The organism is Candidatus Falkowbacteria bacterium, assembly GCA_018674305.1.
Taxonomy (GTDB): domain Bacteria; phylum Patescibacteriota; class Patescibacteriia; order UBA11705; family JABHMO01; genus JABMRF01.
Window position 1 is genome coordinate 108,022 of sequence record JABHAL010000013.1, and the last position, 20,365, is coordinate 128,386.

The following is a 20,365-nucleotide window of genomic DNA, read 5'->3' on the forward strand; positions in this document are numbered from 1 at the left end:
AAAGTAAAAGTATCTATTAGTAAATCTGTATTTAAAAACTATACTGTAAACTTTTAACTTTGGATTTTTACCTGAATAATATGTCAAAATACATTTTTGTAGTCGGTGGCGTGATGAGTGGAGTGGGGAAGGGCGTTGCCGCAGCTTCAATGGGACGAATATTACAAGGGCATGGCTATCAAGTCTCAGCTATTAAAATTGACCCTTATATTAATGTGGATGCTGGTACCATGAATCCAACTGAACATGGTGAGGTTTTTGTAACTGAGGATGGCGATGAAACTGACCAGGATATTGGTAATTATGAGCGTTTTTTGGGTCGAAATATTTTGTCAGATAATTACATGACCACCGGGCGAGTTTATCAAACAGTAATTGAGCGTGAAAGAAATTTGGAATATGGAGGAAAGTGCGTGGAAGTTGTACCTCACATTCCGGAAGAGATAATTTACCGAATTGAACAGGCAACCAAAAAAAGTGAAGCTGAAATTATGATCGTAGAAGTTGGTGGTACAATTGGTGAATATCAAAATATGTTATTCCTTGAAGCTGCCCGTATGATGAAAATGCACAATTTTCACGATGTAATTTTTGTGCTTGTTTCTTATTTGCCAGTTCCTTCTAAACTTGGAGAAATGAAAACTAAGCCTACTCAATATGCAGTTCGGACTTTGAATTCAGCTGGTATTCAGGCAGATTTTGTTTTGTGCCGTGGAGAAAAACCATTGGATGATATTCGAAAACAAAAAATTGCCATTTCTGGTAATTTGTTCCCTGATCATATTATTTCTGCTCCAGATGTAGAATCAATTTATGATATCCCAATAAATTTTTCAGAAGAAAAAATCGGTCAAAAAATTCTCAAGCAATTTGGATGGGTACCTAAATTGGGGGCTAAGGGTATGGCTGATTGGCAACAGTTTTTGGAGACAGCTAAAGCAGCTACGGAAACTGTTAAAATTGGTATAGTTGGTAAATATTTCAAAACTGGAGACTTTGTATTGAAGGATTCTTATATTTCTGTGATTGAAGCGGTAAAGCATGCTTGTTGGTTTCATGGCAAAAAGCCGGACATTCAATGGATCAACTGTGAGGTTTATGAAAATGATCCAGCAAAGCTAGAAGAATTAAAGCAATACGATGGAGTGATAATTCCTGGCGGATTTGGTAGTCGGGGAATAGAAGGTAAAATTTCTGCTATCCAATATTTAAGAGAAAATAAAATTCCATTTTTTGGTTTATGTTATGGCCTGCAATTAGCTACTATTGAATTTGCTAGAAATGTTTGCCAGATCAAAGACGCTACCTCCACAGAAATTGATCCCGATGGCGAGCATCAAGTTATTCATGTTATGTCGGGGCAAATTAAAAATTTACAAGAAGGTAAATATGGATCAACTATGAGATTGGGGGCATATCCTTGTGTTTTGGACGAAAAATCTATTAGTTATAAGGCGTATAATGAAAAAGAAATTTCTGAACGACATAGGCACCGTTATGAAGTTAATAATGATTATCGTCAGAAATTAGAAGACGGTGGTTTATTGTTCGCCGGGCAGTCACCAGATTGTAATTTGATCGAAATCATTGAAGTACCTGATCATCCTTTCTTTGTCGGTGTACAGTTTCATCCTGAATTTAAATCACGACCAATTCAGGGTCATCCTTTGTTTAATGCTTTTATAGAGGCGTGCCTGGGAAAAGAAGATTCTGATAAATTTGAAGTAGAAAAAAAACATGATGGCAATTTATCAATAACGAATTATTAGTATAGAATGTGGTAAAAAAAGAAAAGACTCTTATGAGTCTTTTTTAGTTTTTTTTCCTGTTTGGTGGTGTAACTTTTTGAATATGTGTATTACCGCTTCGACAACTAGGTTTGCGAAAAGCTGATTTTGGTCTTTGTAAGGTAATAACGTGTCTTATGGCGACAAATTGACTTTTCATGAATTGGACAGTACAACTAACTTTTCCAGCTCCGCGTTTAAGTTTTTGTTCAATTTTAACTTCTGCTGCGAGAATAGCAAGGTTGTCATTCTCAAATGTATGCCAGGTGTCATTACTTTGTGTTATCCAGTAGTTTAGGTTTTTATCCCAACAAATAAAATCAAATCTGTATTTGTCTTTGTACAAAATGTTCACCTCTATTTCAAATAAATATCAATACATTTTTATATATTATAATATTAACAATTTTTTGTCAATTAGAACTTGGTTTTTCTTAATATTGTAGGATTTTTTTAATTTTACTGATAGCTTCTTCTTTGTGCGCTAATATTTTCTCAATGTTGTCGGCCCCGCTGGTCGATGCTTCCAAGAATCCTTGCATGGCTGCTTCAGCAAACCAACCACTATTTAGCCAGTCAAATAGCCACTGCTCGGTGAATTCAGGATTTTCTTGGTTGATGCCTGAACCGATTGTTCGTAGCCAACGACGATTAAATTTTTCTTGAGAACCAATTGGTGGCGCCATTATGATAGGTAAGCCAAGCGCTGTATAAAAACTTAATTCACTAGGCTTGGTCCACAAAATGTCAGTATGTTTAATGATCTGATTAAATTTGCGGAAGTAGTCAGCTTTGTCTGTGCCGTGAATTATTTTAACACCTTTGTTTAGCTCGCTACGTAAACCAAGATTACAAACTTCTTTTTTGAAATAGGTGTTCACATCATTGTGAATACCGGCCACTAACACAACTCGGATCTTCTTTTCTTTGATCTTTTGTTTCAAGCTTTTTACAATATCTATGCCTAAGTTTCTTTGCGCACCAGCTCCGCCAACCGCAAACATTAGGGTTAAGACATGATCACCACGTTTAGGATAATTCTTTTTCCCCAGATGCTTGATAACAGTGTCTTGGTAATTTTTTAAATAAACTTTTTTGGTATCTAAACTATATAGGCGATAACCTAATTCCTTTTTTAGAATAGTTTCTTCTGGTCCACCAACCAGTTCTTCTGGTAGGGGAAACCCAGTTACAAAAATATTTTCAGATCTAACTCCATAAAGACGGAGCCTTTTTTCACAGCGAGGATTTGGTGCTAAGTATTTAATCCTGCTTTTTCTAGGATCAAGTGGTGCCCAGGCGCGACTTAAATCAGTGTCAGTTCCTAAACAATAGATTTCACCTGGGTAATTAAACTCCTCCGCCATATAGGCAATTATGAAAAAAGTAGTGACAATGGGGAGTGGTTTTTTTGCTAAGGTGTCAATTAGATGCTTTCCCCATTTTTTTCTTCGGATCAAAGAATAAATTGACCGTACTTGTAAACTTGGTTTAGATAAGTCTCTTTTTGGGTAAAAGGGTGGTATTTCTTGAAGTTTATCGTAAAGATTCCAAACGTGTTTGCCAATTAAGGGAACTTTTTTGAAACGAGAAATGAATTCATAGCTTTCGCGAGAGTGTTTCCAGGTTTCACGGTCAGATTTTGGAATGCCTCGGTAATTATTGGCGTTGATAATTTCTCCTTTGTGAGCAAGTTTTTTTAATGGCCAGGCAGCGCGCTGGTGGCCATAGCCCATGTCTACAGCAACGACGTAAGCTTTTTGTTTTTTGTTTGGCATAATGCATGTATCATGAATCCTGAATCATGTATCAACCGCTGGAATGGTGTTACATGCTACATGTTTCATGTTGTATTTTGTCTATTATAATTCTATTTTACCATATTTTTGTCAAAGAAAAAAGGCGACTCGGAGAGGAGCGCCTTTATTTTAATTGAAAGAACTATTAAGCTTGACTAAAGCCGAGTGTTACGGCCAGTCGTCTAAGCCAATTTTTGTGTTCAAGTTCTCTGGTTAATTCAAGGTTTTCACTGTCTTTTTCTGCCCCAGCTTCAATCTTTTGTTGGATTGTGTCGTTGGCAAATCCCAGCTTTTCAATGGCCATGTTTAGAAGATTCATGTAAATCTCTGTGAAAACTTCAGGCATCTCAATTCTTATATCACTGAGCTTTTCTTGTGTGATTACCAAGACCTGAACTTTACTGCTTCCGGCCAACACGGTCGCATTTCGCCGAAATGTTTTCTTTGCCACCCCACTTTCGCCGATGATGGCTCCTTTCTCGAACTTGTATACGGTTGCTCCGCCTACCTTAATGACGGCTTCACCGGAGAGAAGGAGGACGAGATCCTTGCCTTCCTCTCCTTCCATCATTATTGTGTCGTCAAGGGAAAAAGTTTTTCTTGTGCACTGTTGCAATAGCCAGATTGCTGTTTTTGGATCAATGTCATCAAATAGTGACAACTGCATTTCAATATAAATTGCTTTGGCAAATTCCTCAGATATTCCATCAATAAAGTCAGAATCCATAGTGACCTCCTTTTTTGTGACGTTAAGTTAACTTACACAGTTATATGTTAGCATATTTTTCTAAAAATGAAAGGGGGTTATCCAGAGTTGTTGTAAATGGTGAAGAGTTTGATTTTTGAAACAAAAACCCTCACTTTTCAGAAAAGTGAGGGTTGGGTATTATTTGTTTGCCAGGTGGTTGGCAATCTGATTGCCGATAACCCTGGCTAATTCCTTCATTGTGTTATGTAAAAGGTAGTCTTGATCACGATCCTCCGTATGCTGGGAATATTCTTTTTCTGAGTTGGCGAAGATGATTTGATTTTGGAAGTCAATTACCCTGAAATCAAGTAGAACTCGAGTTGAGATTGCTTGATCTGGATCAGTGTGTCGATACGTTTTTAGCCGCCCAATAAGAGTATAACAATCTTCTGAATTAGGCATGGAAATTTTCTCAGTTACATTATCGTCGCTTGAAGTAGGGCAATACAGATCAACATCATCTGCGGTTTGGAAACGGCCTATCGCGCCATGACTGAGCAGTTGATTAAGCACAAGACTTTCCATGTCAGTTTTGCGACCGTCAGTGGTTCGGATGTGGACGTAGAAAGTTTTGCCTTTTAACGCGATTAGCGATTCTCGAAAGAGTATTCTGAAAAGTTTAGGAAGGTAGAGCCAGGATAGATAGGTTATAACGGTTGCGCCAATAATACCTGCCATAAGAAGGAAACCAAAAGATTCTGATGCTACATTGGGTTGAACTGATGCTAAATAAATCATGACAAAGAACCTCCTTTGACCAATCCTTCTCTGGTTACTACTCACTCCTGCTTAGCAGTAGGGTAGCGGTCCGGAAAAACAAGCCATTGGTTGAAGTATTCGGCAAATCAAAATGATTAACCGAACTGAAAAGTATAGCATGAAGGTGAATTTTTGTCAATGATTAAACTTAATTTAGGAAAAAAACTTGACAAAATAGAAAAAGTTTGCTATAATAGATGATGAGAGTGAAAAGCCCGCCAATCGAGGGGCTTTTCATTGTTTTAAATAAATAAATTACAAACCTATGAATTTTGAAGGTTTTCCTACAAACCAACCTGTGCCACCGCCACCAACAGCGGAAACTAAACATGAAGAAGAAGTAGCTGAAGAAAGCTATGATGATTTAGGTTTATGTTTAGATGAAGATGAATTCAATAAAGTCGAGTTTTCAACGGAAAATATTGATCAAATGGTTGATTGGGCAGATAAAGAATTGGAAGCATTTGAAGACGCACGTAGTGATTTTGGTATGGGTTTTCACTTGGAGGATGAGTTGGAAAGTATTTTCAGTTTGGTAGCTCAGAAGATGAAGATAAAACTTGATACAAGTGCTTTGTTTGACAGGAGAGTTATAAGACCTTCAGAAGATTATGATGATCATGAAGAAGGTGAGGTGAGTTTTTTTGGTGAAACAATCGGCTATTCCACTGGGCATGATGGTTATGGTTTTAATTTAACTATTGATGGTGGTGAAATCAAAGAGGTGATGAAAAGAGCTTTTAAAAAAATGTTAGCGATGAAAGAATAAAATATTAGAAATAAATAAATATAATTTTATGTCAGAAAAAATGATGGGAGGCTCTTCAGCTCCCGAAAAACTGAAATTTATACCTATAAAATATGAAGGGTGTTTGCCTTCTTTACCAAAGGGAGCTAAAGTTGATGTTGCGGAAAAATTGACACAAGGCTCTTTGGTTACAGATACAGGAAGTTTCTCAGATTTCTTAGAAGTACATAAAGATAAAACAGATTTTACTCAAGAAGACATTGATCAAATTTATAAAGAAAGTATCTTAGCCGGTGCTATTGATCATCATTCTATAGACACTTTTTTTAGTGCCAAAGGCGTTGACGTTAAAAAATGTTCAACCAAAATGGTTTTTGATTATTCTGATGAGGTTACACAGTTGATTAAAGAAAAAGGAATCACCAAAGTGGAAACTCATTTTGATAGTGATCTTGATGCAATTGCTTCTTCTTATTTAGTTAGAAGCTTAATTGAAAATGGAGAAATGCCGGTCATAGCAGAAGACTTGGCTAAGGTTACAAATACTGAAGATTATGGTGAAAATCGATTGGATCCTGAAGAATATGCAAAATCACTTCCTGGAACAGTTTCTGCAATCAAGAGTCTGCTTAGCGATAGAGGCCGGGCGGAACTTGGTAAAGAGGTTTTTGGTAGTCCAAAAATGAAAGGAGAAGACGGAAGATTAAATGCAGAAGGAATAAAGAAACTTCAGGAAACACAAGCAAAATATGAAAATCTTCGCAACCAAATGGTTTTTGAACTAATTAATTCAGCTAACGAGGCAAAGATGAAAGATGCAGGTTTTGATATAGCGGTTGATATTACATCTCTAGATTTATCTGAGGAATTGAGTGAGGTCGTTAACGAGGGGCGGGAAAATCTAAAAGTATCATTTGAAGACTTTTTGCAGGATTTTGAAAAAGCGGAAAAAGGCCAAATAACAATTAAAGATAGACAGGGTAATGATATTGAAGTGAATGTTGTTGTTGGTACAAGCAAAAAACCTCTTATGTTCACCAATATGGCTTATAATCGAGTAAGTCCGGATACAGTTGTTGCAGTTTATGGAGGAGAGGAAAGAGCTTTTGGTGATAATTATAATATTGGTATTACTCCAGATATGGCCAACTCTTTGGATTTGAGTGCTGTTTGTTTAGAATTAAATAAAGCAGAAAAAGCAAAAAGAGAAGCACTTATTACGAAAGCTGATAAGACAGAAGACGAACAAAAAATGATTGATGGCTGGGCTGCCCAGGCAGATAGAGAAGCTTTCTTTGGGTTAAATGATAAAGTTGAAGCAGGGGAAATTGATGCTGGTGAAATTGTTACCAAAGATCCAACTGTCTTAGTTGCGGGAGGCTCGTTAATTGCCGCATCTAGAACTTCATTGTTGGGAGAAGAAGATTTCAAAAATGTCATGAATAAATTTAAATAAAGTTAATTCAATTAAATATGCAATCTATGAAAGAACCAATGATGGGCGCTGGGCCAAATCCAGAACAAAAAAAACTTGGCGTTGATGCTAGTTATGAACAATTAGAAGCTGCAATTCCAGAAGTTGAGGCCATGAAGGATTTTGAGCAACTCAATGATTTTCATTCTTTAACTCTAGATCAACATACAAAAAGATTAGGTAGTAATCTTGAAGAAGATGAGTTTGTAAAAGGTTTACCTAAAAAGCAACGTGAATTATTATTGTTAGCTGGAAAATTGCATGATTTAGGAAAAGTTTCACCTGAGGGGCATCAAGTGCATCCTAAAGATCCTGAGAAACGGCAGTATCTTGGTCATGAAAATGAAAGTGACCGAATTATTAGAGAAGTTTTACCAAAACATTTTGAATTAAGTTCAGAAGATATTGATTTTGTTGCTAAAATGGCTGGTCTTCATGCGTCGGCTCTAACTTTAATGACCAACTTTGCTCAAAATAATGAGCCAAAGGGGAAAAAATTAAAGTCCTATGATAAATTTGTGGCCAGAGCAGAAGAAATCCCTGGAGACATGGAATTGATTGATAAAATGCGCATGATTTTTGCTTTGAACAAAGCAGATAAAGGTGCTGGTTATAATGAGTCCAGTGATATGGCTGATCCTAAGGTTGAGAATATTAAAAAACTTTCTGATGAAGGTATAGCTGCATTGAATGAATTAGAAAAAGCTTTGCCCGCATTATTAGCAGCTATTCAAGGTAGAAGAGGAGGGGACAATACAGCGGGGATTGCTTTCAAAGATGGTGAGTATGTTTACGAAAAACCAGAAGTTGAGAAAAAAGTTGAAGTTCCGCTTGAGCTAAGAAAGCTTGGTGGAGTTTTGAGAGATAAAACCAAAGTTGTTGCAGGTCTCTATGAAGGGCTAAGAGGAGGTTCCGTTGACGATGCAGCTGATAAATTGAAGAAAGTTGGATTGAGCGATGATCAAGTCGCCGCAGTTTTAGAGACTTTAGAATAATAAAGATATTAGTGGTACAATAAGTACATGGAAAAAACTACAAAAAATAAAAAGACTCTAACGGTTGGGGTTTCTATAATTCAGCCTTTAGTCATGGAAACAAAAGGCGGTAAGTTCAACGGTTTTGAAATTGAGTTATGGGAAAGAGTTGCCAAATATCTTGGTAGAAAATTCGAATATAAAAAATATAAGTTCAAAAATCTTTTAGATAAAGTTAAAGAAAAAAAAGTTGATTTGGCAATTGCCGGGATCACCCGGAATGAGGAGCGGGAAAAGGTGGTTGATTTTTCATACTACACTTTGGATACAGGTCTGGGCATTTTAGTTTCTGGAAGAGGAAAAGTTGGGTTGTTAGGTTTAATAAAATCTTTCTTTACAAGAGAAGTAAAACGACTGGTTTTTCTTGTTTTGGGTTTATTTATTTTTGTGTTTGTTTTTAGCCACTTGCTTTGGTTTTTTGAACGTGGAATCGGTGCATTTGCCGCTGATTATGGCACGGGTATCTTTGAGTCGCTTTGGTGGGTGATTGTTACTGTCAGCACGGTTGGCTACGGTGATTATGTGCCGTTAACAGCCATGGGAAGAGCATTTGGAATAGTTGTAATTTTAAGCGGTTACATTCTTTATGTAATTATAATTGCAGAAATCAGTTCAATAATGACAATTAGAAGAATAAAATCTAATATTCAATCGACAAAAGATTTGCATGGGAAAAAAGTAGCCACATTGAAACATACAGTCAGCGTTGATGCTTTGGAAAAATTAAAAGCTAAAATTGTCTTGGTTGATAAAATTGAACAAGCATATAAAAAATTAGAATTTGGCAAAGTTGACGCAGTTGTTTTTGACGCGCCAACACTTCATTATTATGCAAATCACCAGGGGCTTGGCAAAGTTCTGGTTTTAGATAATATTTTTCAAACTCAATCATACGGTATTGCTTTACCGGAAAACAGTGATTTAATAGAAAATATTAACAGAGGCTTACTCAACCTTCACGATACCGGAGAATATCAGGAATTGCATAAAAAATGGTTTAGTGAAGAAGATTAAATCAATATACTTTATAGAATAAATGGTAAATTTAGATAATAAATATAAAAACGCCTAATTGGGCGTTTTTTGATAGGCTTGAAGAAGTGTTTATTGTTGATTCTTTAATATTGACAAAAATTGACAGCCCTGTTAATGTAATTTATTGTCTAAGTAGTTAGACAAACCTTTGATAAATCCACAAGGAGGATTAAATGAGAGTGATTGAGATTCCTGGTGTTGAAAAGAGAGAAGTTCCTTTACGTCAGGTGCCGAACGAGGCATTTCTCAAGTCGGTTATTGGTGAGGGTACTATTAAAAAGACTCATTTTTTAAGTCGGTCGGACTTGGTTAATCTGAAGACAGAATTTGATGGTGTTGACATTAAGAATATGTCAGATGATCAGAGATCTAGGTATTGGGACGAAAGAGATAATTTTTTTTCAGCCGCAACCGTAAGTCATTTTGTTCAGGCGGCTCATTTGGCTTTTGCTAACCATGTTCCTTTTTCCTTGAGTCCTGAAGTTCTGTGGTATGCGATTGCGCACGAGATTGCTTTTCACGTCAAGGACAATACTGCTCAGTATGCGCACTTGTTTACAGATACGCCGGGAGCGAAGCAACTTATTGAAGTGCGTGATGACACTTTTGTCTATGAAGATCAGAATGATTGGTTGAGTGCAATCAATAAGTTCCGTAAACCACTTCGTGAGCGTATGCCCACTGGTATCATGGAACTTTGCTTACCGCAGTTTTCTACTCTCACACCAGAGAGCGAGACTGCCATTACCGTTACTTTCATGGACACTGTTTCAGAATACTTTCATTTTCGGTTCAGCACTTTGTGTGGTATTCCATCGTTCCGAATGGAAGGCACAGTTGATGACTGGAAATTGCTGGCTGGCTCAGTTCGTGCTCTGTCGGGGCACATCACTGGTTTGACGCAGTATTTCACTGTTCTTCAGGAAGTTCTGGATAAGCTGGTAGTTGAGTACGAAAGTACGCGACCTGATCTAGATTTCTGGGACTCGTTTTACAAGATTGGTCATGGGTCTGGTGGCCCATATGTGAATGGCTGGGTTAATATCTTGTTTGCCCATGGTTACATTTGGAAGTCGGAAGAAGGCACCAAGTTCCGGATCAAAACCAAATGGAAAAATGTAGCTGATTGTCAGCGTGGAGGCAGCTTTGGTGGAACAACCACAAATCAGTTCCCCTCGCATGTTTCTAAGGTGGATTTCATTTGGAACTATTACGGGAAACACATTCCTATGATGCTCATCTCTGGCGTATTTGGAACGGAGATGGAAGATGGTTTCCTGACTCCTAAGCTGGGAGTTGGAGTAATCGAAAAAACGTAAAAACATATCCCTTCAGTACATTGTACTGAGGGGATTTTTTATTTGCCCATTTAGTCGCCTGGCCCTGAAACGGCCAGGCTAGTGTTAGTGAAGGCCCCTAAACGGGCCTGTAGATAAGGTTAAAGATTATGTCAATCTGGGTATTTCTTCAAAAACACTGATCAAATCATTGTCTTTGTGTTTTTGTTTTTGGTTTTTGATATATTCAGCCACAAATGGTAACTGTTTCTCAGCCAAACTTAAAACGCCAAAACCTGTTTGCCAATAAAATATTTTTTCATCAAGAATAGCATTTATATAATGAGAGGAACTTCCCTTAATTGAGTTTACAAAGGCTGAAACACTTATCTTTGGCGGAATTCTTGCTAATAAATGTAAATGATCTTCGACCATTTCAAGTTTTAATTGTTTGGCATTCAATTTCAGGGTTTTGTGGGGAATAAATTGTTTTAGCTGGTTTTCAATTTGTGTAGTAATAATTGGCGAGCGGTTTTTAGTGGCCCAAATAAAATGATAAAATAGTTTATAATAGGATGTTGGCATATTTATGTTTTATGAATTAAATACAGGTTCAGCCCCGTTTACGGGGGTTTGTTGCTACTAGCCTGGCCGTTTCAGGGCCAGGCGGCTTAGTTGGTGGACTTATATTCATTGTGACAGTCGAATAATTAAATTCCTAACAAAATGTTATACACACTCGTCAAGATTTTTTAAATAATGATTTGTCCATGGTGCAATATAAAAAATCCTGACGTATCTGGCCGACAGGATTTTAAGCATTAATAAGTTGTGATTGATTTTATTCCAGTAAACTACCCAATAAATCCTTACCCTTGTTTTCCCAGTCGGTTAGTTCACGTACTTGCATGTTGATTATATAATCAGAAATAATTTGTTTTTCTAGTTCGTTGTCATCGAATAACTCGAGGTATTTAGTTAATAATTCATAATGGATTCCATTCCGCTTGTTGTCATCCTCAATTTGCAGCCAAATTTCATTTTCATAAGCTTGTTTAGTGAAATCAGAGTTATTGATTTCTAGTTGAATTTGCTTCATTATTAGAGTCTGCATTTCTTGTTCAGATAGTCCGCTGAAGTCACCTTCGGGTAAACGTTCAGTATGTTTAATTAGTAATTTGTCTAACTGCTCTTCTAAATTTTCTTGATCATAATAAATATCCATAATTATCAGTTTTTCTTCTTGTTCAGGCGTGTCTTCCGGAGTTTCAGTGGGGGAGGTATTTTCTTCGGACTCTTGTTTCTCTATTAATTCTTGGTTTTCTTCTACTTTCTTTTTTACTGTTGGTTCTGGCTTGACCAAAGTATTAATTTGGCCAGCATTCTTGGCCAAATCAAAAGCACTTACAACCTTGACAATATCCTGAACTTGTTGAAATGATAAATCGGTTTTGAGCATTTTGTAAATTATGTATTGCCAAACTTTATTAGGGTCAGAATCTTCTTCACCAAGATATTTAATTAACATTTGTTTGATAAAAGTGGAATGATTGTGAGCCCGTTGTGGCTCACCAATAGCAAAACCTTGGCGGTTCCGTAGCCATTGCAAAGTTTCAGTTGTGGGCAGTTTTAATTCACGGAAAATGCCCATGGCCTGTGAAAAACCAACAATTGCAATGTAATCAGCTTTCTGTCCTAATGTTTTTTCAATTTGTTCAATGCCGTATTCTAAACCGACCACTCCGCAAGCATTACTTAAATAATAATCACTTGGAAGATGTCCGGTTCCAGGCAAGGGGGAGTAGGTTCCGCGAGGAACAGCGGTAATAGTAATTGTTTTGTAGTTTTTATCAATTTCAATAAACTGAATTGCGTCGCAATGACCAGTTTTGTCACTGACTCGGGAATCAACTCCTAGGAGCAAAATTTTAATCTTATTGTCGTCTCCAAAAGGATCAGCCTTCTCTGTTAAATCAGCAGTTTTGCGATCAAACAAAAGTTGGTCAATCTGTAGATCGACTTGTTGCTGTTTTAGACGATTTTCCTTATTTTTGAAATATGTAATTGAAGCTTTTATGGCTAGTCCAGTAATCAGGATAAGGAAAATGATCAATAATAGTTTAAGGATTCTTTTCATATGTGCTAATCTGTAACTAAGTTCATTTTACTACAAATGGTAAATTGAGCAAGGGGTGGGTGCTTGACTTAGGAATAAAAAAACGACGAACACAAGTTCATCGTTTTTTTATGGCTCGGGGACCTGCCTGCCGGTAGGCAGACTAGGAATCTCACGCGTCACTCCGTGTACTCGTGGAAGGGCTTCCGCCCCTCCAGCTCCCCCAGAAAGTAAGGGAATTCTTCCCTTACCATCCCTGGTTCGATTCATTGCTTTTGGAATAAAAAACGACGAACACAAGTTCATCGTTTTTTTATGGCTCGGGGACTAGGAATCGAACCTAGATTGCCTGGACCAAAACCAGGTGTCCTACCATTAGACGATCCCCGAACGGATTAAAGTTCAAAGTAGGAAATTCAATTTAACTAATAATATACTAGCTTAATTTTTTATGAAAGTCAAGGTTGAAAAAGAGGAAGTAGGTTTATTGATTGAAAAATGTTGTTATTCTTGTTATATTCTAGTTATATGAAAAAAACTTATTTAGTTACAATTATCGTATTATTGATCGTGTTAATTTTAGCAGTACTAACAGTGCTATATTATTTAAATCAGACCGATGAAGGTTTTTGCTTTGGTGGAAAGTGTAATGAACAGCCTTTGGAAGGCCAAGTTAACGTCACAGATTACGATTCTTGTGTAAAAGCTGGATACCCGATAATGGAGAGCTATCCTGAACAGTGTAGTGACGGGACAAATACTTATGTACACAAGTTGGACAAAATATTATTAGAAAATTTAAAATCAGGACAAGAAATTTCCAGTCCTTTGAAGATAACTGGTAGCGCACCTGGTGATTGGTATTTTGAAGCTGATTTCCCAGTTGTCCTCACTGATTGGGATGGTTTAATTATTGCTGAGGGATATGCTGGAGCTATTGATAGTTGGATGACGGAAAGGTATGTGCCGTTCAAAGCAACTTTAACTTTTGAAAAACCTACTTACAAAAATAATGGCACTTTAATTTTTCAAAAAGACAATCCTTCCGGTTTACCGGAGAATGATGATTCTTTCGAAGTTCCAATTTTGTTTAAATAATATGAAAAAAATAATACTGACAATTTGTTTGTTGTTAGTTTTGCTATTAGGAATTTTGATCATTGTATATGCTGGAATTGATGATAGTCCTGGTGGTCAAATGATTGGCGTGATTTTAATTGTTTTTAGTATTGTTTATTCAATAAAGCTTATAAAAAAATAGCTGTGTATGAGAAAAATAATCCTAATAATTTGCATACTATTAATTTTACCTAACTTTGTTTTTGCTCAAGAAGCTGAGCAGGTTTTTAAGGCTGAAGTTTTGGAAGTTTTAGCTGAAAAAACGTTAGAACGAGAAGACGGCTCAACCGTTCTTCAGCAGAATATACGATTAACAGGATTAGACGGTGAATTCAAAGATCAGGATTTTATTATCAATGGAGTAAGTGATATTGATGTTTTTAAATCAGTCACTGTGAAAAAAGGGGATAAGGTTTTTGTGGCTAGGGCAGTCGATTTTGAAGGTAATGAAAAATTTTATTTAACCGACTATGAGCGAACCGGCTGGCTATATTTCCTAGCTTTTCTGTTTGCCTTGTTAATTGTTCTGGTGGGAAAGAGACGCGGTCTATTAGCCTTACTTAGTTTGATTCTGACGTTTTTGGTTATCATGAAATTTGTTATCCCTTTAATCCTTGCTGGATATTCAGCTATGCTGGTAAGTATCTCGGGTGCTTTAATTATTCTGGGGCTAGTTATTTATGTAACCTGGGGATTTAAATTAAAGGCGCATATTGCGGTCATAAGTATTTTTATTAGTTTATTTATTACTGGCCTGATTTCTATAATTTTTTCAAAACTTACTCATCTAACAGGTTTGGCTTCAGAAGATGCTTTGTTTTTAATCAATCCGAACAGTCCTCCAATCGATTTATCTGGTTTATTGTTGGCTGGAATTATAATCGGGACGCTGGGTGTTCTCGATGATGTAGTGATTAGTCAGATTTCGGCCGTTGAACAACTAAAAGCAGCTAATCCAAAGTTAAAAGGCAAGGAACTTTACAAAAAGGCAATTCATATAGGTATTGATCACATAAGTTCGATGACTAACACTTTGTTTTTGGCTTATGCTGGTGCAGCTTTGCCGTTGCTACTTTTGTTTGGACAGGGTGGTGCTCAGCAAGTTGGCTTTACAGCAGTTATAAATAATGAACTTATTGCTACAGAAATTGTTCGAACTTTGACTGGTAGTATTGGTTTGATTCTAGCAGTTCCGATTTCAACGGTGTTAGCAACGCGGTGGTTGGTGAAGAAGCATAATAAGTGATAAGTATTAAGTGTTGAGTATTGAGTAAGAACCCTTTTTAAAAGGGGTTTTTTATTGCTATTGACAAAATATATATTTTGAGATAATATGACCAGTCCGCTAACTTGACCTAAAAAGGAGGGGAAATGAGAGGACAAAAAGGGTATACTTTGATTGAGTTGATGATTGTGGTTGCGATCATCGGGATTGTAGCAGTTGGTATCTGTTACTTCTTGGTAATCAAGGGTGTACTTCAAGGAAACTTTTGGACGTTTCCTGAAAAGGCACAACTGCAGTGTGTGCAACGATTGGATCCATCAGCGGATGAGATCACTTATCGCGAACGTACACTCTTTGCCCTGTCGCCAACTGAAGTGAAAAATGCGAATGGTGATAAGGTGACTTACTATCTGGACACCAATATTTTGCAGAACTGTACTGCATATTCAGATATCGAAGGTGAAAAGAAGGAAGTACTTTTGCCCAAGCCGAAGCCTAAGAAGACAGAAAGTTCGGAGACTAATCAGTCGAGTTCTGCTGTTCAGTACTAATGAAACATAGCCCAGGTAACATTGTTACTTGGGCTTTTTTGTTTTGACTAAATTAAGGAAATTAGGTAAACTTGAGGTAAGAAAATAGGGCTAGACGGGGCTAAACAAGAAAACAGGTTATAATAATCTTGCTATCTTCTTATCCCTTCTTATCCCTTCTTCCTATGTCTCAACAAGAAAACAATGTTTGTTGTCGAAATATAACGATCATAGCTCGCTATGTCCAACAAGTTTTGGGTAGTGACGTTTTGTTGTTGGAAAATTTACCATACTCAGTTGAATATTTAAAAGATGAACACAATTGGATTCCTTTGGAGGTTTACGGACAGATAATTCGGCGGGCAATAGAATTACTTAAAGATCCAGAAGCGCCATTCAAGATGGGTTTATCTGCTCAGGAGCTGGAGTCTTGGGGTGCATTTAAATATTTACAAAAAGTATTTGGTAGTGTGATTTTCGGGCCGATTGAAGTGTATAAACAGGTCGGAAAGTACAACGAGTTTTTCAATCGGACTAAAGATTTAATTGTTTGCAAAACAGGAAAAGACCATTGTTACATAAAAGTTAAATTCAAAAATAATGTTAATGCGGTTAGTGATTATTTTAGTGATGCCTTTATCCGCGGTATTCTTTGCGGTGTGCCTAATATTTGGCATTTACCACAGGCAGTGTTGCAAGAACCATTATTAGGATTTGAGCTCGAATATTTATTAAAAAAAATTGGCAAAGTCTCAGGTAAAAAAATTGAAGTTAAAGAAAATGAATTTTATTTAGATGATCAATTAATTGCTCAAAAAGTTGTACTACTTTCTGAAACTGTAAAAGGTGAACCACTGTATATTGGTAAATATCGGGAGATTCACAAGGGAGACAAGTTGGACACCTTCAAGTTTGGTTGGCGAATTTTGCATGATCAGGAAATTAATGAACAGTTGAGAATAAAAAGAGGACAGATTTATAGCGCGCCATATTTTGTTTATAAACTTTCGTGGCAAACCCTTAGTTTCTGGCGCAAAATTTATCAGTTAACTGTGCACAGTTTTATTAGTAAGCGAGCTTATCGTGAGGGCATTGAGTCGCAGTTAGCAACTATTCGTAATTATGTAGAAACTTTGGAGGACAAGGTTGTAGAGCGGACTAAGCAGTTAAATGAAGCACGTAAAGAGTCTGATTATTGGCGAACAGAAACTGAAAAACTTTTATATACAATGGTCCCGAAAAAAATCGCTGAACAAATGTTGTTGGGTAAGCTGGTGGCGGAAGAAATTGAAGGCTCTGTTGTTTTTACGGATTTGACCGGGTTCACTGAATTCAGTCGCAATTTGGAACCACAGCAAGTAAGTGATGTTTTGACTAAATATTTTACCAACATGAGTAATATTATTTCTAAACATGGTGGCTGGGTTAATAAGTTTATGGGTGACGGAATTTTAGTTTTGTTTGGATTGCACGGTCAGGGTAAACATGCCGAACGAGCGGTTCGGGCCTCTATTGAAATGCAACAAGCTATGGAAAATTATACTTGGCAAAAACGGATTGGTGTAGCAACAGGTAAATTCATCACTGGTGAGTTTGGAACAGATCAACTTCGGAAGTTTGATTGTCTTGGTCATGTAGTAAATCTAGCCAGTCGTTTACAAAGTAATTCAGAGTCAGATGACATTATGGTTTGTAATCGAACTTATAATACTTGCAAAGATGAATTTCAATTTTCTGAAACTATAAAAATATCACCCAAGGGAGTGGGGGATATTGAGGTTTATACTGTGAAGTATAAAGAAAAATTTTCAATTTAGAATTTTCAATTTTCAATAAATTTTTAGTTTTCAATTTACAATTTTGTATTTGTTTGAAAATTAGAATATTATAAATTTATTGAAAATTAGAAAATTGATAATTGCAAATTTTCATAATAGTAGCTAGAATTAGCTATTTTTTGTTTACATGTTGACAAATTATAAAATTTGTGCTATAATACAACTTCAATAACTGTTCATTTAACTTACAGGAGGTCAGCATGACCAGAGAGCAAGTTGCATCTTTGATCCGCTGGCCCATGATTATTTGGGCCTTTGGAATCATTAACGTTACGGCTATGTTGCCACAGTTGTGGCAGTTGATTCAGACGCAGGAAACCAAGGGGCTTTCTGTGGGGATGTTCTTCATTTATGGATTCATCCAGATCGCATTTGCGTTGGAAGGCTACTTCAAGCGCAACACTGTGCTCTCGGTTTGTATGACCTTGAGTGCAATGGTCACGGCTGTAACTATTACTTTGTTTTATTACTTTCAATAGAGAGGGATAACATGATTGGACTTTCTGTTTCATTCTGTGTTCGGGACATTGCCAAGGGCGAGGTTGCCTTGGCTGACGTAGACAAGATCATCGGCAGCACTCGTGCGGTAACTCCTGAGAATTGGGAGCAGGTGATCGCCCATTACAAGGAGACCTACTGGAGCTGGGATGATTGCACTCCAGAAAAGGGAGAGGCGGTCTTGCGTCAGTTGTTGGCCGAGGGCAAGATCGAACAGCCTCGTCTCCTGGACGATCGGAATTACCCTTGGCTTGGGAATCGCAAGCACTGGGTGGACTCGGAGGACGAAATTCTCTGGGGGGAGATGAGCTCCGAGCGCTACGATCGATTGAAGGCTGAGGGACGACTGTAGTTCAACTTTTGCCCGGCTGTACGCAATGCGTACAGCCGGTTTCTTTTTTAAAAATTAAAAAGATCACTTTATGATCCTTTTTTATTTGGAGTTTGTTTAGGATTTAGAGTTTAGAGCTTAGAATTTAGTTGTTTTCAGGAAGCATCTAACATTACCTGCCAGTTATTTTCCACAGCGTGTTCAAGTAATTCGTGGTCTGGATTAACAGCACAAGGATGTTTAACTAAACTTAAAAATTGTAAATCAGAGTAACTGTCAGCATAAGCAAAACTTTTGTTTAAGTTAACACCTGTTCGTTTGGCAAATTTTGAAATAAGGTCAGCTTTTTTATCTTTGTAACATAAACATGGAGTTTCTCCAGTGTAACAATGATTAACCGTTTTTAGTTTTGTATCTAGGCTGGCATTAGCCTTTATGAATCTCTTGAATTCCTTGGCCAGTGGATGAATTACTTCTGAAACCAAAATTATCGAATGACCAGCTTCGGCGTGATCTTTTAAAATTGGGAAAAAGCCATATTGGACTTTGTGTAACATTTTCTTTTGAAAAGCTTCATGTACATAATGATCAAGCTCGGCCATGTCCCAACCATTCAAAACCATTAATGATTGTTGCATCAAGTCTTTGTGAGGTAGGTGATGAGTTTTTTCCATAAATAGCCAATAGAAAATTTTAAAAGCTTCTTTGGCTTTAATCTTATGTAAATACATCAGGTAGGTAATAAGATCTTTTTGAGAAAGCCCCTCGTAAATAGTTCTATCAATATCTACAAACACACCAACGTTCTTTGGGTTCTGTTTATAAAGTGGTGGTAGATATCGGTGTGGTAAATGCTTCACAATTTGTTTTTCAATCTTGTCCCGCAAATTAAGAACTTTTGGCCGTTCAAATAGTTTAGCGTTCGGATCAGGTTTAATTGGTTTACCAAAGCTAAATAAAACAGTACCTGGGTGAAGACTACTTTCGTCTGGAAAAACCTGGTCTGCATTTACTATGGAAACCGGGATGATTGGAGTGTGCGATTTTAGACTTATTCGAGCAGTACCAGTATGGAAATAATGTAGAACATGTAATTTTTCAATGTGACCTTCAGGAAAAATAATTAGACTGTGACCCATCTTCAAGTGATTAACTGCTAATTCAATTGCTTGATGTTTATTATTAGCTTTAGGATAGCTTTGAGCGTCAATCTGGTCGCGGATTACATCAATGGCCTCCATTTTTTTGACCCAGGTTTTCAAAATTGGGGGAAATGCCTGGTTGGGCATGGTGAATAATACTGTTTTGTGACCAAGTATAGCAAACAACATGAAGCCATCCATTTCACTGGCATGATTTGCTGCATAAATGTTTCCACCTTGAGTGTTTGTTTGTTTTGCTTGTTTTATTTTTAATTTAACACCATTAATATTGAAAGTAGATACCACAATCCAGTGGGCGACTTTTCGCCACAGATCTCCACGGGTAGCAGGCGCATAAAACTTTTCTAAAATTAAAACAAAGGGTAACAAAACAAAAGTTAGCATTGCCAAATCAATTTTAAGCAAAGTCCCATGAAAACGGCCAAGTTTTTCATGCATTTTTTTAGTCATACAATAAGTTAAAAGTTGAAAGGTAAAAGGTAAAAGTAATTACTTGAAACTGATGATTGAAAATATATTTTAGACTTTTACTTTTATTCATTATACATTTTTTTTAACATCTTGACAAAATGAAATACACATGTTAAATTTCTTTATCAACCGAATGTTCTTTAATTTTGCCTTAATGGCGTAACGGGAGAATAAAATGACAGAGCAGTTTAGCTTAGCAAGCTGGTGTCAGGCGGAAGTGGAAAAAGATAGACGTGCTTGGTGGCTGGTTTTCCTTGTCCTTCAGTTCTGTTTATTGGGTTTAATGATTGACAGTTTTTTCATTACCAACTTTGTGAGTGTAATGCAAAAGCAAATACATCCTGTGTAGGGTCCCATTTTCTTTTTCATTAGTACTTTGACTATAATGAGCATTATTGCTTTATTTGCAGTGG

General features: G+C 36.9%; 21 protein-coding genes, 1 tRNA gene and 1 pseudogene. 14 read left to right on the top strand and 9 right to left on the bottom strand.

What is annotated here, in order from left to right:
- Positions 1 to 80: 80 nt before the first annotated feature.
- Complete coding sequence (locus tag HN643_05155) at positions 81 to 1,769, top strand: CTP synthase (protein MBT7501026.1); 1,689 nt, start codon at positions 81 to 83, stop codon at positions 1,767 to 1,769.
- 43 nt (positions 1,770 to 1,812) lie between these two features.
- On the opposite strand, the gene HN643_05160 is transcribed toward HN643_05155, so the two are convergent.
- The 4 genes from HN643_05160 to HN643_05175 form a co-directional block, all read right to left on the bottom strand.
- Positions 1,813 to 2,133, bottom strand: a complete 321-nt coding sequence (locus tag HN643_05160; protein ID MBT7501027.1) for a hypothetical protein — start codon at positions 2,131 to 2,133, stop codon at positions 1,813 to 1,815.
- Between the two features lie 88 nt (positions 2,134 to 2,221).
- Positions 2,222 to 3,565: a hypothetical protein gene (locus tag HN643_05165; protein ID MBT7501028.1), complete on the bottom strand. Its 1,344-nt coding sequence runs from the start codon at positions 3,563 to 3,565 to the stop codon at positions 2,222 to 2,224.
- A gap of 166 nt (positions 3,566 to 3,731) precedes the next feature.
- On the bottom strand, positions 3,732 to 4,313 hold the full coding sequence (locus HN643_05170; protein MBT7501029.1) for a cyclic nucleotide-binding domain-containing protein: 582 nt from the start codon (positions 4,311 to 4,313) through the stop codon (positions 3,732 to 3,734).
- Between the two features lie 159 nt (positions 4,314 to 4,472).
- Entirely contained in the window at positions 4,473 to 4,847 is a 375-nt protein-coding gene (locus HN643_05175; protein ID MBT7501030.1) for a hypothetical protein, read from the bottom strand.
- Positions 4,848 to 5,358: 511 nt separating this feature from the next.
- Between HN643_05175 and HN643_05180 the strand changes: the two genes are divergently transcribed.
- The 5 genes from HN643_05180 to HN643_05200 all read left to right on the top strand — a co-directional run bounded on the left by HN643_05180 (position 5,359) and on the right by HN643_05200 (position 10,703).
- Positions 5,359 to 5,862, top strand: a complete 504-nt coding sequence (locus HN643_05180; GenBank protein MBT7501031.1) for a hypothetical protein — start codon at positions 5,359 to 5,361, stop codon at positions 5,860 to 5,862.
- A gap of 28 nt (positions 5,863 to 5,890) precedes the next feature.
- Positions 5,891 to 7,297 carry a hypothetical protein gene (locus HN643_05185; GenBank protein ID MBT7501032.1) on the top strand — a complete coding sequence of 469 codons (1,407 nt, stop codon included), beginning with the start codon at positions 5,891 to 5,893 and terminating at the stop codon, positions 7,295 to 7,297.
- Between the two features lie 17 nt (positions 7,298 to 7,314).
- Positions 7,315 to 8,310 carry an HD domain-containing protein gene (locus HN643_05190; protein MBT7501033.1) on the top strand — a complete coding sequence of 332 codons (996 nt, stop codon included), beginning with the start codon at positions 7,315 to 7,317 and terminating at the stop codon, positions 8,308 to 8,310.
- Positions 8,311 to 8,337: 27 nt separating this feature from the next.
- Positions 8,338 to 9,363 carry a transporter substrate-binding domain-containing protein gene (locus HN643_05195; GenBank protein MBT7501034.1) on the top strand — a complete coding sequence of 342 codons (1,026 nt, stop codon included), beginning with the start codon at positions 8,338 to 8,340 and terminating at the stop codon, positions 9,361 to 9,363.
- Between the two features lie 194 nt (positions 9,364 to 9,557).
- Entirely contained in the window at positions 9,558 to 10,703 is a 1,146-nt protein-coding gene (locus HN643_05200; GenBank protein ID MBT7501035.1) for a DUF4419 domain-containing protein, read from the top strand.
- A 126-nt stretch (positions 10,704 to 10,829) separates the two neighbouring features.
- On the opposite strand, the gene tnpA is transcribed toward HN643_05200, so the two are convergent.
- The 4 genes from tnpA to HN643_05220 form a co-directional block, all read right to left on the bottom strand.
- Positions 10,830 to 11,246: an IS200/IS605 family transposase gene (tnpA, locus tag HN643_05205; GenBank protein ID MBT7501036.1), complete on the bottom strand. Its 417-nt coding sequence runs from the start codon at positions 11,244 to 11,246 to the stop codon at positions 10,830 to 10,832.
- Between the two features lie 256 nt (positions 11,247 to 11,502).
- On the bottom strand, positions 11,503 to 12,798 hold the full coding sequence (locus tag HN643_05210) for a hypothetical protein (GenBank protein ID MBT7501037.1): 1,296 nt from the start codon (positions 12,796 to 12,798) through the stop codon (positions 11,503 to 11,505).
- A 108-nt stretch (positions 12,799 to 12,906) separates the two neighbouring features.
- On the bottom strand, positions 12,907 to 13,047 hold the full coding sequence (locus HN643_05215; protein ID MBT7501038.1) for a hypothetical protein: 141 nt from the start codon (positions 13,045 to 13,047) through the stop codon (positions 12,907 to 12,909).
- Between the two features lie 46 nt (positions 13,048 to 13,093).
- Positions 13,094 to 13,167 (bottom strand) — tRNA-Gln (locus HN643_05220).
- A 138-nt stretch (positions 13,168 to 13,305) separates the two neighbouring features.
- Between HN643_05220 and HN643_05225 the strand changes: the two genes are divergently transcribed.
- From HN643_05225 to HN643_05255, 7 genes and pseudogenes are all read left to right on the top strand, one after another.
- Entirely contained in the window at positions 13,306 to 13,875 is a 570-nt protein-coding gene (locus HN643_05225) for a hypothetical protein (protein MBT7501039.1), read from the top strand.
- A 1-nt stretch (position 13,876) separates the two neighbouring features.
- Complete coding sequence (locus HN643_05230) at positions 13,877 to 14,038, top strand: hypothetical protein (protein MBT7501040.1); 162 nt, start codon at positions 13,877 to 13,879, stop codon at positions 14,036 to 14,038.
- Positions 14,039 to 14,044: 6 nt separating this feature from the next.
- Entirely contained in the window at positions 14,045 to 15,142 is a 1,098-nt protein-coding gene (locus HN643_05235) for a YibE/F family protein (GenBank protein MBT7501041.1), read from the top strand.
- 125 nt (positions 15,143 to 15,267) lie between these two features.
- Positions 15,268 to 15,345 (top strand): annotated as a pseudogene (locus HN643_05240) (prepilin-type N-terminal cleavage/methylation domain-containing protein).
- Between the two features lie 491 nt (positions 15,346 to 15,836).
- Positions 15,837 to 17,468 carry a hypothetical protein gene (locus HN643_05245; protein MBT7501042.1) on the top strand — a complete coding sequence of 544 codons (1,632 nt, stop codon included), beginning with the start codon at positions 15,837 to 15,839 and terminating at the stop codon, positions 17,466 to 17,468.
- A 221-nt stretch (positions 17,469 to 17,689) separates the two neighbouring features.
- On the top strand, positions 17,690 to 17,968 hold the full coding sequence (locus HN643_05250; GenBank protein MBT7501043.1) for a hypothetical protein: 279 nt from the start codon (positions 17,690 to 17,692) through the stop codon (positions 17,966 to 17,968).
- 11 nt (positions 17,969 to 17,979) lie between these two features.
- The gene (locus HN643_05255) at positions 17,980 to 18,339 is read left to right on the top strand and encodes a hypothetical protein (GenBank protein ID MBT7501044.1); all 360 of its coding nucleotides are present in this window, start codon (positions 17,980 to 17,982) and stop codon (positions 18,337 to 18,339) included.
- A gap of 134 nt (positions 18,340 to 18,473) precedes the next feature.
- On the opposite strand, the gene HN643_05260 is transcribed toward HN643_05255, so the two are convergent.
- On the bottom strand, positions 18,474 to 19,931 hold the full coding sequence (locus HN643_05260; protein ID MBT7501045.1) for a hypothetical protein: 1,458 nt from the start codon (positions 19,929 to 19,931) through the stop codon (positions 18,474 to 18,476).
- Positions 19,932 to 20,127: 196 nt separating this feature from the next.
- Between HN643_05260 and HN643_05265 the strand changes: the two genes are divergently transcribed.
- On the top strand, positions 20,128 to 20,301 hold the full coding sequence (locus tag HN643_05265; protein ID MBT7501046.1) for a hypothetical protein: 174 nt from the start codon (positions 20,128 to 20,130) through the stop codon (positions 20,299 to 20,301).
- The last annotated feature ends 64 nt before the right edge of the window (positions 20,302 to 20,365 follow it).